Origin of the sequence: Selenomonas ruminantium subsp. ruminantium ATCC 12561 (genome assembly GCF_000424065.1) — a bacterium.
GTDB lineage: Bacteria > Bacillota > Negativicutes > Selenomonadales > Selenomonadaceae > Selenomonas_A > Selenomonas_A ruminantium.
This window is the reverse complement of record NZ_AUJE01000028.1, coordinates 18677-32494: the sequence shown is the minus strand read 5'-3', so window position 1 is coordinate 32494 and position 13818 is coordinate 18677. Positions and strand designations below refer to the sequence as shown.

Here is a 13818-nt window from a genome sequence, read left to right as displayed (position 1 = left end):
CAGTCCTAAATCGCTATAAAACAGACAGGATATATAAAAAACAATAGTATTATTTAGTCGTACTATAAAATCTTGCTGTGAAGACTTTATTGCGCAGGAAGCTGGATATTATGGGGCTGACGGGCCGCATCACAAAGCAGCCCTCCCGGAAAAACAAATTCCGGAAGGGCTGCTTTTCTTTATTTTTTTAGAAGGGGGTAATAAGGGTAGACTTAGAGATGCGCTTTTTCCTTGATATATTTGCGGGCTTTGATTGCATATTCAAGCGGGTTAGCCTTTGCCGGGTCCTGCTCAGCTTCTACAATATACCAGCCATCAAAATCACTCTTGTTCACATAGTCAAAGATGGGCTCAAAGTCGATATCGCCATCTCCGGGCACGGTGAACATACCGGCACGGACGCCGTCCAAAAAGCTCATCTTCTCGTCAATGACACGCTGACGAATAGGCATGCGCACATCTTTCAGGTGGATATGACGAATGCGGGGCAGGTACTTCTTCAAGATGCCCATGTAATCTTCGCCGGAGCAGACCAGATGGCCGGTATCGTAGAGGAGCCATACATAGTCGGGATTGGTGTTTTCCATGAGACGGTCAATTTCAGCCTCAGTCTGGACACCGGTGCCCATGTGGTGATGATAGGTCATGGTCATGCCCATATCTGCAGCTACTTTGCCCAATTTATCCAGCCCTTCGCAGAGAAGTTTCCACTGTTCAGCTGTATTTTCCGGCTTGCCAGCAAAGACCGGTACATCGAGTTTGCCCTGAACGCTGTTGCCCTGCTCGGCTACATTGCAGAATTTGGCGCCCATTTCTTTCAGGAAAGAGCAGTGCGCGATGAAATCCTTTTCCACCTGTTCGTATGGCTGGGTGAGCAGAAAGGAACTGAACCAGGCGCTGGCAATCCGCATACCGCGCAGGTCAAGCGCTTTTTTGAGTACAGCCGTGTCTTTCGGGTACTTGCCTCCCACTTCACAGCCGGTGAAGCCGGCCAGTGCCATTTCACTGACACACTGTTCAAAGGTATTTTCCTTGCCCAAATCGGGCATATCATCGTTCGTCCATGCGATAGGTGCGATGCCAAGCTGAATCTTTGCCATAATGATTACCTCCAGATGTTTTATATCTATGCCTTTCTCAATGAGGAAAGCTTTTTATCAATATTTACGAGCCGCTTCATAATGGGGCTTCATTACCTTTTCATAAATCTCATTGACTTTCTTATTCTCAGACACCTGAGCTACGCCTACACGCCACCAGTCACCGTAGCCATGTACCATGGTCTTGGGCAGGACTTTTACATCAATAAGGGTGGAAACCGTCTGCTTCTTGGCATCTTCGATGGCAGCCTTCAGTTCCTCAATGGTATGCACCGTATAGGCCACACAGCCATAAGAACGGGCATTCATGGCAAAATCAACAGGCACCAGACCGCCATCGAGCTGGCCGGTCTTTTCGTTGCGGAAGCGGATTTCCGTGCCGTAGCTGCCCTGACCATGGCCAACTTCCAAATTATTGATGCAGCCGCCGCACATGTTATCAAAGAGAATGACATTTATCTTCTTGTGTTCGGCAATAGAAGCCGGCAGTTCGGAATGAAGCATCATGTAAGCGTAGTCACCGACCAGTGCATAGACTTCGCGGTCAGGTTCGGCCATCTTTACCCCCAGAGCAGCATTTACTTCATACCCCATGCAGGAAAAGCCGTACTCTACATGATAGCTGCCTACAGACTTAGCCCGCCATGCCCGCTGAAGGTCACCAGGCAGACTGCCGGAAGCGCCAACGATAATGGCATCTTTGTCAATACATTCATTCACCGTGCCCAGCACCGTGGTCTGGGGCAGGCTGCAACCCGTAAGCTCGATGAATTCCTTGGCCACTTTTGGGAAGTCAAAGTCATCATTGACTTCGGGGACGAAATCTTCACCAGTATATTCAATATGATAAAGACGATCTACTTCCTTATCATAAGCTGCCTTGGCCGCCTTTACCTCTGCCGCATATTCGGCCGATACATGGTAGCCGGTCTTGCCCAGTGCCTCATCCAGCATCTCAAGAGCTGTACCGGCGTCACCTACCACCTGTAGGCCGTCCATTTTGTAGGCATGGAACTTGCTCACATTGATATTCAGGTACTCCACATCCGGATTCTGGTAAATCCACTTGGAAGAAGTGGTGAAGTCCGTATAGCGGGTGCCGATGCCGATAACGAGATCGGCATCCGCGGCGATGGTATTCGCGCCCAGTCCACCAGTCTCGCCCAGTCCACCAAGGTTCAGCGGGTGCTCCCAGGTGATGGTACCCTTGCCTGCCTGGGTTTCACCAAAGGCAATGCCGTACTTCTCAGCAAATTTACGGAAGGTATCCTCTGCTTCAGAATACTTCACGCCGCCGCCAAAGATCATAATGGGTTTCTTCTTGCGGCGTATGAGTTCCACTGCCTCGCGGATAGCTCGCTCGGATGGCTTTACACGGTCGATGTGATGCACCCTTTTCTGGAAGAAGTATTCCGGGTAATCCCAGGCTTCCCCTTCGACATCCTGCGGCAGGGCAATGCAGACTGCACCGGTATCTGCAGGGTCTGCCAACACCCGCATGGCATTGATGCAGGCCGTCATGAGAATTTCCGGACGGGTCACACGATCCCAGTATTTGCATACAGCCCGAAAAGCGTCATTGGTCGTCACCGTAAGGCTGTGGGGCTGTTCCATCTGTTGCAGCACCGGGTCCGGCTGGCGGTCAGCATAGGTATCGCCGGGCAGGAACAACACGGGAATGCAGTTGGCCGTGGCGGTGGCAGCGGCTGTTACCATATTGGCAGCGCCGGGACCTACCGAAGAGGTGCAGGCGTAAATCTGTTTGCGGCGCTTCTGCTTGGCATAGCCCATAGCAGCATGAGCCATGCCCTGTTCATTGCGGCCCATGTGCATGATAAGATGCCCGGGGTCCTGTTCCAAAGCCTGCCCCAGCCCCACCACATTGCCGTGACCAAAAATGCCAAAAATACCGGCAAACATAGGGGTTTCTTTTCCGTCAAATTCGATGTACTGATTATTGAGAAACTTCACCAAAGCCTGTGCTACAGTGAGTCTGATCGTCTTAGCCATATCAAAAGCCTCCTAAAAGGAATGTTTAACGTTTTGGTTCCCAGATTTCTGCCTGAGGATCAAGCAGCCAGGTATGCTCCGGCAGGTCATTTCTGGTCTTTATCCAGGGATCATTGTCCAGATGGCGGATCATCCAGCTGTACCACATAGCATAGCCAGGTGCCGTAACCTGCGGATGCATATATCCACCGGACAGTTCCGACCAGCTGTTGTGGCTGATTTTGAACGCATTGTCACCGATAAAGCAGGCACCGAAACCTTGAGGCTTGTCAAATTTGTACGTGTAGACCTCCGGCTGGGGATGGTTGTGGGGAATGTAGCCCGACCACCGGCCCGGACTATTGATGACTTCGCCGTTTACCATGTTGGAGAAGGGCGCATTGTCATAATCAAAGATGGTGCGCACCGTGCGTTCTGCGGTGCCCTTCCAAAGCCCGGCACCGAACACATCTGCCTGTACATCTTCGGGACGGAAGAACACGGGCTGGAAGGTCTTTTCGTTGATGGTCTGCTGCACCAATACTTCCGTATTCTGTTGCAGAGCCTTGATGGTGACTTTGACAGCCTTTGGCACCAGCAGGCAGTAGGGATTTTCTTCAAAGAGGGAGTGACGCTCCATGATTTCCTTCTTGCCTTCCCAGGCAATTTCCACCTTGCCTGTGAGAATCACGAATGCGGTTTCCTGAAGACGATCTTCGAACTCCACGACTTCATTTTCATCAAAAAGCTGATAGCCGATATCCATGAGCATATCGCTTTCCCGGGTAGTCATGGCATTGTAGCCATGCTTCAGCTCACCTAATCTTCCGAATCTCATAATCTGGCCTCCCAGTCCATCTCTGTGATCACTTTTTCGTCCTTATGCTCCTGCATAAAGGCTTCAATCTGCTCTGCCGTCTGCATGGCGTTGGAGCAGCTATGGCTGGCGACTACCATGGCGGCATGTGCCGTAGCATGCTGCAGGGAATCGGCCACGGAATGTCCCTCCAGCAGGCCGTAGATAAAGGCACTGGCATAAGCATCTCCACCGCCGAAGGATTTCAGCAGCTTGATATGATAGGATTCCACCTTGTAGGCGTGCTTGTCCGCAGTGTAACCAATAGATCCCTTCTTGCCATGCTTGATGATGACGATTTTTGCCCCATTGGCAATGTACTTGTCCGCAATCTCATGGTCGGGCACATCGTTAGCCAGCACCGGAAGGCCCTCAATCAGGTCAATTTCATCGCGGGAACCGATAATCACATCGGCGAAACGGGCCACCAGAGAGTAATATACGCAGATATCCTTGTCCGAGCGCCAGCTGTAAGGACGATAATCGGCATCAAAGATGACCTTGGTGCCATGCTTCTTGGCATATTGCAGCGCCAGCAGACAGGCCTCCCGGGAGGGGCTCTTGGAGAGTGCTACGCCGGAAATCAGAAGGATTTTGGAACCTGCGATGTATTCTTCGTTGATGTCCTCAGGCGCAATTTCTAAATCGGCTACCCGGTCACGATACATGAGAATGCTGCTTTCCGTAGGGCTCTTGATTTCCGTGAAGGTAAGACCTATGCGTTCCCCATTCTTAGCCCGCACCATCTGCGAGGTATCAATGCCCCGGCTCTCAAAGTAGTTCAGCACGAAATCACCGAACTGGTCATCGGAAACACAGCCGATAAAGCCCACTTTCTTGCCCAGACGGTTCACACCTACGGCAATATTGCCCGGAGAACCGCCCAGATACATGGAGAACGTTTCTACCTGGTCCAACGTGCGGTTGATTTCGTTGGGATTGAAATCCAAGGTCACTCGTCCAATCAGGACAATATCACGCTCTTTATGCGGGTCAAAATCTATCAAAGCCATTTTACAGCCTCCTATCAGGAATCATCTTCAAAAACACTTCGTAGGTCACAGCGCACAGAAAACCACAAACACCTACGAATACACAAGCCATCGTCTTAATTATAGAGACCAGCTTTTCCCTTAAGTCCGAAAATCTCCATGTGTTTCTTAACATTTTCATAAGTCCCCACGGAAATGGCTTCGCTGAAGTCAAAATAATTGGCTTCTGGCTTAGCCTGATGAACCTCTTTTATCTTAGCTGCCGAGCGGTCATAGGACGCAGTGGCAATATTTATCTTGGTTATGCCGTTGACCAGGCAGTTATGGAAATCCGTTGCCGTCAATCCGGTGCCGCCATGCAGCACCAAAGGTGTATCCAGCGCCTCATGGATTTCCTGCAATCGATCAATCCGCAAATGCGGTGTTTCCTTATAATTCCCATGAGCAGTGCCAATGGCCACAGCCAGGGCATCTACTTTCGTTTCCGCGGCAAATCGTTTCGCCTCGGAAACCGAGGTCACCTGGATGTCTGCAGAAGCCATATCCCCTTCAGCACCACCAATGCTGCCGATTTCTCCTTCCACGGAGGCACCGAACTTTTCGGCCAGAGCTACGACTTCTTTCGTCTTCGCTATATTTTCCTCCAACGGGAAATGCGAGCCGTCAAACATGACCGAGGTAAACCCCAGGGTCAGGGCCAGCCGCACGGTTTCCAAGGTGCGTCCGTGGTCAAGATGCACAGCCGTGGGCATCTTGCACTGCCGGGCAGCAGCGATCATAATGGGCCCCAAAAGCTCCAGCGGCGAATAGCGCAGGCGTCCTTCTGCAATCTGCAAAATCAAAGGCGCTTCCATTTCTTCGGCGGCCTTGATGGCCCCCATGGCCATTTCCATATCCGACACATTGAACGCGCCCACAGCAAACGTGGCATCGGACTTGGCCAGCAGTTCCTTCATGTTTACAAGGGACATAATGACTGCCTCCCTTTATTTTAGAAAAGTTTTTTGTAAATGCCAATGAGGTCTTCTTTGGTGGGTACCCGCATGGTGTTCTGGGGGCTGCCGCTTTCCAAGGCATCGCTGGCCATCTTATCCAGCTGGGCAAAGAATTCTTCCTTTTTTACGCCCTTTTCTTCTAAGGTGGGTACATCCAAAGCCTTGCAGAAGCGCGCTACCTCTTTAGCCATGGCCACAGCCGCTTCATGGTCATCCGTCTTTTCATCGGCTGCGCCCATCAGGCGGCCAATCTCAGCAAAACGGGCCGTGTTTTCCTCAATGGCAAACTCCAGGCAGGCCGGCAGCAGCATGGCATTGGATAGGCCATGGGGAATGTGGAAGAGGGCACCAATCGGACGGCTCATGCCATGGACGATGGTAACGGAAGCGTTGTTGAACGCGATGCCAGCCTCCGTTGCAGCCAGGCTCATGGCCAGGCGGGCTTCTACATTCTTGCCATCCTTATAGCAGATGGGCAGGTATTTATGAATCTTCTTGATGGCAGACAAGGCAAAGGTATCGGTCAGCGGCTGTGCTTTGCGGGAGGTATAAGCTTCAATAGCATGGCACAGAGCATCGAGACCCGTGTTAGCGGTGACGGAAGGAGGTGCGGTCATGGTGAAGGTGGGGTCAACTACAGCCAGCGCCGGGATGATGGAAGGACCGCCTAGAAGCATCTTCACATTATTGGTGGTATCTGATATGATGGTATTTTTGGTGACTTCACTGCCTGTGCCGGCGGTGGTCGGAATGGCTACCAGATAAGGAACCGGCATGTCGATGTTCACATGCATGTAGTCGCTGATTTTGCCTTCAGCCACGCTCATGAAGGAGATGGCCTTGGCTGTATCGATGGGGCTGCCGCCGCCAAGGGCAATGAGAAAATCGCACTTTTCACTGCGGTAAACTTCCAGGCCGCCTTCTACGATTTTGTCTGTAGGTTCCGTGTTGGCTCCCGCGTAAACTACATAAGGAATATCTGCAGCCTTCAAAGCGGCTTCCACCTTGGCCACATTGCCAAACTTTACCATAAATTCATCTGTCACAATAAGCGCTTTGGTTCCCTTGCCCTCAATGTGGCTGCCCAAATCAGAGATGACATTCTCGCCTGAGATAATCTTGGCCGGAACCATAAATGTGTAACCCATGTCAATGCACTCTCCTTTATCAACTCATGTGTATATGTTTGATTATTTGTTGGTAACTTTATGGTTATAATTTACATCTTTATTACCCGCTTGTCAATATCATTCCTGCAAAAAAATATTATTTTTTATCACTTTATGGTCTAAAATATAATGTAAACTGCATAAAATAAGAGTTTTTGCTTGTAATCTTGCCTTTTTCTCATTTTTGTCTTATAATATACCCATACAACATACCCAAAATATCACAATTTAATAAACAACTTTACCCAAAATAATTGAATCACATGAGGTGAAGAACATGAAAATCGACCGTATTGAACAAATTCATGATTTATTGAAGAAAAACCGCAGTATTTCCCTGAACGATCTCTGTGACACCTTCGGTGTATCCAAGAACACCATTCGCCGGGATGTAGCAGAACTGGAAAAGAACGGTATCATCCGCAAGGTCTATGGCGGCATTGTACTGAATGAGGACGAAAGCGGTGCCCCAGAACCTTTTGCTTACCGTGAAGGCCGCAATGTGGATGCCAAAAAACTGGTGGCTCAGCTGGCTGCGGAGCAGGTGCAGGACGGAGATGTCATTTATATCGACTCCGGGACCACCACCATGCATATGATTCCTTATCTGATTAAGAAGAGATATCTCACCATCGTCACCGCCAGCGTCCACGTCATCAACGCTGCAGGCAGTTTTCCCGGCCTTAACATCATCTCCACCGGAGGCACCCTTTACATGCCCTCCAACGCCTTTGTAGGTCCCAGCGTCCTTGCTGCCCTGCAGAACTACAACCTTTCCAAAGTATTTTTAGCCAGCACTGGCATTTCCATTGCTCATGGCGCCACGAACGCCTCTCCTCTGGAGTGCGAAATCAAGCGCAGTCTGGCCCAGAAGAATGCAGAAAGCTATCTCTTGGTAGACAGCACAAAATTCAACAAAGCGTCCCTTATGACCTATTGCCAGCTCTCTGACCTCAATGCGCTGATTACAGAAAAAGAGCCTGACAAGGAGTATGTGGATTACTTTGAAAAACATAATGTGCGGCTGATTCTGCCGTAGAAAGACCAAGGGGATATTCCGGGCAGGCAGCCCGGGATATCCCCGTTTTATGTTTCTTATCGTTTTCTTCCTGCTGTAATATAGACGCCCAGGAAAATAGCCATTGCCCCCAGGATTTCCGGCAGGCCCAACTGTTCTTCAAACAGCAGGCTGCCTCCCAGCATGCCCACCAGAGGTGTAATATTCTGAAAGATTGCCGTAGTGCTGGGACCGGCATTTTTTACACCGATATTCCAAAAGAGCATCGCCATAATACCGCCGCATACTACGGTATAGGCAAAGGCTATCCAAAGAGCAGGGGAAAGACTCACCGGAGCCAGTTCGCCAGTCATTGCACCGTAAAGACTAACAATCACCGCCCCCAAAAAACCTGCCCAGCCAGTGGCAAGGGCAGCAGAAATCCTGCCCATAACGCTGAGGGCAATGAGTGAATAGGTAGTCCAGGCCACTTGTGCCCCCAAGAAAAGCATATCCCCGTAGTTAAAGGCCAGGGCTGAAACGATGGCCAGATCTCCGCCACTGACCACAGCCAAAGCACCGGCAAAGGACAACGCAATCCCCAGCCAGGCCAATATTCCCAGTCGTTCCCGGATAAAGAGCGCAGCCATAAAGGCCGTAATGGCCGGAGAAGCAGCGGCTATCAGGGTACAATTGGTAACGGTGGAGTATTTTAATCCCGTAAACTGCATGACATTGTTAAATCCAATCCCCGTTACTGCCATGCACAACAGCGGAACTAAACAACTTTTGGGAGGCAGTATTCGCTCCCCCTGACTCCCAGCTATGCATATCAGGGCCGTCCCGATAAGATAGTAGCGCATAGCCGTGATGGTCACAGGCGTCCACGCCTCCACCAGCCACTTGATGCACATCGGCTGTATCCCCCAAATGATTACGGTCACGGTCAAAAGCCCATAGGTAAATCTTGCCTGCTCTCTGCTCACCGCCCAAACTCCTTCCCATACGTCCACAGCTTAAAAAAGGCCATTTGCAAAAGCGCTCCCGCTTTGACAAATGGCCTTTTTTCAATGATTTATTTAGCCCGCAGCTGTTCGTAAATATGCACCATTTCCTCTGCCATTTCCTTCATGACAAGAGCCGTCATGACATAGTCCTGTGCATGGGAAACAATGACATTCAGCTGCTCTTTGATTTCGCCTGCAGCTTCTTTCTTCAGGAATTCTTCCGTCTGCATAGCGTGAGCTTCCATGATTTTGGCATCCGCTTTTTTCAGGCATTCCTCTGCCTTGCCGAAATTGCCGCTGCGGGCTTCCTTCAAAGCCTCTGTCACTTGTGCCTTGCCATCACCTGCGGCAGAAATAATCTTAAATGCTGCGTCCTCAAGTTTCATTTCTTTTCCTCCTGTCTTACTTGGTTAAAAGTTCACGCTCAATGCGTTCGCGGGCCTCGGGCGCCTGTTTGTCCATTTTCTCCGGGAAACCGAACATGGAAACGCAGGCAATGCTTTCGCCACCCACCTTGGGCGCATTGGCGCCGGACTGCTTGCCCGCAAAGTCCATCTCGCGCAGGGTTTCAAAGATGCCCTCAAAGTCCACATCGCCTTCGCCCATAGCCAGATGCTGATGAATGGTGATATCTGCTCTGCCTCGCTGGTTGAGAGTCGGCGGATTAGCAATATAGCGGCAGTCCAGCGTCTGGTTAAAGGTATCGGCAAAGAGTACATGCGTAAGCTCATCCCCGGCATAGCGCAGCATGGAGCGAACATCCCCCTTGCCTTGGTCATAGAAGAAACCATGGGGAGAAGAATATACATAGCCCAGATTTTTGGAGCGGAAAGATTTCACCATATCACAAGTTTCATTGTTCAGCTCACAGAAATCATAAGGATGAGACTGGATCTCTACCCGCAGTCCCTCACGTTCGATGATGGGCAGCAGCTCCTCCATCGAACGGAACCACATACCGTTGCAAATCTCCGGTTGATTGGGATCGCCGGAAAGTTCCGTGTTGATGACCGGGACATTCATGTTCACCGCAATCTCAATGAGTTTCTTCCAATTCTCCACAGCCATCTTCCGCTGTTCCTCGGTAGGACCTGACCAGCGATAGACACAGATGAAGGAAGAGATTTCCACACCGGTCTCCTTCAGCGCTTTTCTGTACTCCTCCTCGCATTCCTTAGAGAAAAGCGGATGCTTATAGAAGGGGTTGATTCTGGGATGGGGAGACTGCTCAATATACTTATAGCCCCAGTCTGCCACCTTGTGCACCATATCGGTGATGCTCATCTGCTTGGCCAGCACATCCACATCAAATGCAATTTTCATAATGAACCCTCCCAATGTTATTTGAGCATTATTTGGATACTTTCTGGGTATCTTTATTCTCTGCTCCACTTGCTTCCATTATAAACATATAACTCGATCCTGCCTTGATGATTTCTGCTCAAAAAAGCGATTAAACAAGAAAGAATAAGATATAATTAGATGTATTCTGCATAAATCCAGGTCTTGATGGTGCAAATATTCTATTCTGGCATAAAAAAGGGGCTGCCGCAGCAGCCCCATAGTCTATGATAAAGGGGATAGGAAAACATATTAAGCATTGTAGAAAGCAGGCTTCTCCATGGCAGGCTTGATTTCTTCAATGCCGCGGGTCTCCTGTGCTTTCACCAGTGCATCTGCGGTGATGGCAGCCAGATAGCCGTCCCAAGCGTTGGGCCCGCCAATCACGCCATCTTTGGCTTCGTTGACCCAGGCCTGGACTTCCTCATCGTAAGCATCATGGAAACGCACGAAGCAGTCTGTGTCAATGGTGGTGGAAACCTGCGCATTCTTGCGATACGTGGGATAAAGGGGCTGGGGCATCTTGATGGAACCGTCCTCGCAGACCACTTCACAGTTGATATCGTAGCCGAACTTGCAGTTCACGAAAACCTCATCATCTACGCAGATGCCGCTCTTGGTGCGCAGCAGCATGATCTGCGGGTCATAGAGTTTGTCATGGGAATACTTGGTTTTGCGTGGGAAGAGCACCTGCGCGGAAACAAAATCATCGCCGACCAGCCAGTGAACGACATCAATCTCATGGATAGCCGTATCATGGACAGCCATGGGCGTATCATAGTTAGTCCCCACCTCAGGATTGCGATGGGTGCAGTGTACCATAAGCGGTTCACCGTAGTTATGCGACTCGATAGCTGCCTTCACTTCGCGGTAGCCTTTGTCATAACGGCGCATGAACCCCAGCTGAATGAGATGCAGGCCGGATTTCACTTCAGCCTCGATGACCTCCAGGCAATCCGCTGCCGTAGTGCAAAGGGGCTTCTCGCAGAAAATCCGCTTTTTCGCAGCAATGGCCTCCAGCAGGGCCTCCTTGTGGGCAAAACCCGGCGTGACGATAAATACAGCCTGCACATCCGGGTCATGGATAAGCGTCTTGGCATCTTTATAGATTTTACAGCCCTCGCCTGCCAGGGCAGCACCCTTCTGCACCAGCTCATCCACCATATCTGCCACTGCCACTACCTTGGCTCCCTGTGTGCGCTCAGAGAGTCTCTTGATATGATCCCGGCCCATGCCGCCACAACCAATGACACCTACATTTAACATGATTTATTCCTCCCTATATCCATTAAAGAACTTTCTGCAAAAGTGCTTCTGATTTTTCCTTGCCCATGCGGTAAACAGCATCAGCGTCCATATCCCAATACTCAGGACGGAAAAGCTCCAGTGAAACGACATCTTCCTGCCAGCCAATCTCCTTCAACGTCTTGAAGATTCCCTGCAAATCAATGCAGCCATCTCCGGGCCAAAGCCTGTCTGCATCGGTCAGCAGACCAATAGGATAATCCTCCGTATCATTGAGGTGTACCACGAAAATCTTCTTGCCGTCAGCCTTGGCCAAATCAGACAGCTGGGACCCCATACCATGGAAATGGAAGCAGTCTATGGTAATGCCCACATTGTCCATATTCACTTCTTCAATAATCTTCCAGGCATCAGCAAAGGTATTGATGGAAGCTGTAGGCGCTCCCAAAAATTCCACGGAAATCCTCATACCGTAACTCTTGGCAATCTTGCCCATCTCTTTCAGACACGCCACAGCCGATTGCTGAATCTCGTCTTTATGGAGCTTTTTGTCCACGGTTGGTACAGTAATTACGGTTTTGCAGCCAATGGCCTTGCCCCATTCACACATTTCCTTGAGTTCCTTCAACACGCCCTGAAACTCATCGCTGCTGCGGTTATTAAAGAAGCAAAGGGTATTAAAAGCCAGCGGCTTTACCTTGTGGCTCTTGAAATACTCCGCCAATTCTTCAATGGTGTGCTTCTCCAAATACTGCACCATACCATCCATGGTGCGTGGCTCGATATAATCGTAGCCGTACTTTTCACAAAGCTCCAAATCCCGTTCCAGGCTGAACCCTTTACACTCCAGAGCTGTTGCCTGATTGATGGAAAGTTTCATAATGATGCTTCCTTTCTTTTTCCGCCGCAGCGGTTTGTTGTTTGCTTGGTATGGTTAAAGTATAGCGCACAAAACGCTCCTGTTCTTGAGGAAATCTGCTCAAATAATACAAAAATATAACCAAAACAATAGCAAAATTGTTCATTTTTGCTAAACAACACGAAATGCGCATAAAAAAACCTTCCCTTTGCAGGGAAGGTTTCATGGATTCAATAGATGGGACTGCCCACCCGTTCCTTTCTGTACTGTTGCGGAGAAAGGCCTACAAATCGTTTGAACTGATTATTGAAATGGCTCAGGTTGTCATAGCCAACCTCAATACTGATATCTGTGATGGATTTGCCGGTACTGATAAGCAGATTCTGTGCTCTGCCAATGCGGCAGCGAATCAAATATTGCAAGGGAGAAATGCCTACCTTTTTCTTAAACTGATGGGCAAAGCCCGAAGGACTCATGCGGGCCAAAGAGCTAAGCTCCTCAATGGATAGCTCCTCGGCAAAATGTTCTTCCATATAAAGCTTGCTTTGGCGGAAATACTCATCTATTCGCTCCCGGCAGGCTTCTTCCTCATGGGGGACTTCATAAATAAGCACGGTCAGAAGTGAGCCTAAAAGATAGTGACAGATGCTGCCACTGCGGCTGCGTCCTGCCACAATATGCCGGTGAATTTCCTTGAACAGTTCCTGGATCAAAGGCCGCAGTTCCCCTGTGTGCAGAATAGGCGATTCCTCCGGCATCAACAAAGCTCCCTCTGCCTTCCCCGGCAAAGCAACGCCCTTGATGGCACAGTTATAAAAACACATGCCCCCTTCAGCACTTTCATCATGACGGCTGCCGGCGTTATAAACCACCACATCCCCCGCCTGCACCTGATAAATGCGGTCGTCAATGCGGATCACCGCTTCCCCTTCCTCAATATACTGCAGCTCCAAATGATGCTCATGGACATGAAAGGCTGACGGCATGCCCCCTTGCTCCATGGAAGCCCGGCAAGCGTAGAGAAGCTGTATTTTCTCCAGCCCTTCCAGCGGACGGGTTGTATCATTCCTATTGTAAAAGATGACAGACATAAAATCTTCGCCTCCCAATAATCTGATTAAGGTCATTATAACACGACATATGTCCTCATTTCTGAAATCTTTTTCGGAAAACAGGAAAAAATAAAAGTAAAAAAAATTTTATGATTGACAATTGCGCTATCCTGCACTGTGTTCCCGCACCCAATTTCTTCCATACCGTTTCACTTG

At 49.7% G+C, this 13818-nt stretch carries 14 protein-coding genes; 1 reads left to right on the top strand and 13 read right to left on the bottom strand.

All coding sequences use genetic code 11. The features are described 5' to 3' along the window. Positions 1-212: 212 nt before the first annotated feature. The 6 genes from iolE to G598_RS0110830 form a co-directional block, all read right to left on the bottom strand. Positions 213-1100 carry a myo-inosose-2 dehydratase gene (gene iolE / locus G598_RS0110855; protein ID WP_026766995.1) on the bottom strand — a complete coding sequence of 296 codons (888 nt, stop codon included), beginning with the start codon at positions 1098-1100 and terminating at the stop codon, positions 213-215. Between the two features lie 57 nt (positions 1101-1157). Continuing rightward, entirely contained in the window at positions 1158-3110 is a 1953-nt protein-coding gene (gene iolD / locus G598_RS0110850; protein WP_026766994.1) for a 3D-(3,5/4)-trihydroxycyclohexane-1,2-dione acylhydrolase (decyclizing), read from the bottom strand. A 25-nt stretch (positions 3111-3135) separates the two neighbouring features. Beyond that, positions 3136-3927, bottom strand: coding sequence for a 5-deoxy-glucuronate isomerase (locus G598_RS0110845; RefSeq protein WP_026766993.1), 792 nt, complete (start codon positions 3925-3927; stop codon positions 3136-3138). Beyond that, positions 3924-4958 (bottom strand): 5-dehydro-2-deoxygluconokinase, encoded by a 1035-nt coding sequence (gene iolC / locus G598_RS0110840; protein ID WP_026766992.1) that lies wholly within the window; start codon positions 4956-4958, stop codon positions 3924-3926. The genes G598_RS0110845 and iolC overlap by 4 nt, the downstream gene beginning before the upstream one ends. A gap of 95 nt (positions 4959-5053) precedes the next feature. Then, on the bottom strand, positions 5054-5908 hold the full coding sequence (locus G598_RS0110835) for a class II fructose-bisphosphate aldolase (RefSeq protein ID WP_026766991.1): 855 nt from the start codon (positions 5906-5908) through the stop codon (positions 5054-5056). Between the two features lie 20 nt (positions 5909-5928). Then, positions 5929-7080 (bottom strand): iron-containing alcohol dehydrogenase, encoded by a 1152-nt coding sequence (locus G598_RS0110830; RefSeq protein WP_026766990.1) that lies wholly within the window; start codon positions 7078-7080, stop codon positions 5929-5931. 298 nt (positions 7081-7378) lie between these two features. Between G598_RS0110830 and G598_RS0110825 the strand changes: the two genes are divergently transcribed. Further along, positions 7379-8140, top strand: coding sequence for a DeoR/GlpR family DNA-binding transcription regulator (locus tag G598_RS0110825; RefSeq protein ID WP_026766989.1), 762 nt, complete (start codon positions 7379-7381; stop codon positions 8138-8140). 56 nt (positions 8141-8196) lie between these two features. Here G598_RS0110825 and G598_RS0110820 read toward each other — a convergent pair whose 3' ends face one another. From G598_RS0110820 to G598_RS0110795, 7 genes are all read right to left on the bottom strand, one after another. Next, complete coding sequence (locus G598_RS0110820; protein WP_026766988.1) at positions 8197-9084, bottom strand: DMT family transporter; 888 nt, start codon at positions 9082-9084, stop codon at positions 8197-8199. An 89-nt stretch (positions 9085-9173) separates the two neighbouring features. Next, positions 9174-9491, bottom strand: coding sequence for a PTS lactose/cellobiose transporter subunit IIA (locus G598_RS0110815; protein ID WP_026766987.1), 318 nt, complete (start codon positions 9489-9491; stop codon positions 9174-9176). Between the two features lie 16 nt (positions 9492-9507). Continuing rightward, positions 9508-10428 (bottom strand): sugar phosphate isomerase/epimerase family protein, encoded by a 921-nt coding sequence (locus G598_RS0110810; protein ID WP_026766986.1) that lies wholly within the window; start codon positions 10426-10428, stop codon positions 9508-9510. A 270-nt stretch (positions 10429-10698) separates the two neighbouring features. Continuing rightward, on the bottom strand, positions 10699-11712 hold the full coding sequence (locus tag G598_RS0110805) for a Gfo/Idh/MocA family protein (RefSeq protein ID WP_026766985.1): 1014 nt from the start codon (positions 11710-11712) through the stop codon (positions 10699-10701). Positions 11713-11734: 22 nt separating this feature from the next. Next, on the bottom strand, positions 11735-12571 hold the full coding sequence (locus G598_RS0110800) for a sugar phosphate isomerase/epimerase family protein (protein ID WP_026766984.1): 837 nt from the start codon (positions 12569-12571) through the stop codon (positions 11735-11737). Beyond that, positions 12531-12716: a hypothetical protein gene (locus G598_RS19770; RefSeq protein ID WP_211221568.1), complete on the bottom strand. Its 186-nt coding sequence runs from the start codon at positions 12714-12716 to the stop codon at positions 12531-12533. The genes G598_RS0110800 and G598_RS19770 overlap by 41 nt, the downstream gene beginning before the upstream one ends. A 64-nt stretch (positions 12717-12780) precedes the next feature. Beyond that, complete coding sequence (locus G598_RS0110795; RefSeq protein WP_026766983.1) at positions 12781-13641, bottom strand: AraC family transcriptional regulator; 861 nt, start codon at positions 13639-13641, stop codon at positions 12781-12783. Positions 13642-13818: the final 177 nt, after the last annotated feature.

Bases quoted from the DNA above. Each gene is read 5' to 3' on its own strand.
- G598_RS0110830 (WP_026766990.1), bottom strand. From the start codon at position 7,080: ATGGGTTACACATTTATGGTTCCGGCCAAGATTATCTCAGGCGAGAAT.
- G598_RS0110805 (WP_026766985.1), bottom strand. From the start codon at position 11,712: ATGTTAAATGTAGGTGTCATTGGTTGTGGCGGCATGGGCCGGGATCAT.
- G598_RS0110795 (WP_026766983.1), bottom strand. From the start codon at position 13,641: ATGTCTGTCATCTTTTACAATAGGAATGATACAACCCGTCCGCTGGAA.
- iolD (WP_026766994.1), bottom strand. From the start codon at position 3,110: ATGGCTAAGACGATCAGACTCACTGTAGCACAGGCTTTGGTGAAGTTT.
- iolE (WP_026766995.1), bottom strand. From the start codon at position 1,100: ATGGCAAAGATTCAGCTTGGCATCGCACCTATCGCATGGACGAACGAT.
- G598_RS0110810 (WP_026766986.1), bottom strand. From the start codon at position 10,428: ATGAAAATTGCATTTGATGTGGATGTGCTGGCCAAGCAGATGAGCATC.
- G598_RS0110845 (WP_026766993.1), bottom strand. From the start codon at position 3,927: ATGAGATTCGGAAGATTAGGTGAGCTGAAGCATGGCTACAATGCCATG.
- iolC (WP_026766992.1), bottom strand. From the start codon at position 4,958: ATGGCTTTGATAGATTTTGACCCGCATAAAGAGCGTGATATTGTCCTG.
- G598_RS0110800 (WP_026766984.1), bottom strand. From the start codon at position 12,571: ATGAAACTTTCCATCAATCAGGCAACAGCTCTGGAGTGTAAAGGGTTC.
- G598_RS19770 (WP_211221568.1), bottom strand. From the start codon at position 12,716: ATGAACAATTTTGCTATTGTTTTGGTTATATTTTTGTATTATTTGAGC.
- G598_RS0110835 (WP_026766991.1), bottom strand. From the start codon at position 5,908: ATGTCCCTTGTAAACATGAAGGAACTGCTGGCCAAGTCCGATGCCACG.
- G598_RS0110815 (WP_026766987.1), bottom strand. From the start codon at position 9,491: ATGAAACTTGAGGACGCAGCATTTAAGATTATTTCTGCCGCAGGTGAT.
- G598_RS0110825 (WP_026766989.1), top strand. From the start codon at position 7,379: ATGAAAATCGACCGTATTGAACAAATTCATGATTTATTGAAGAAAAAC.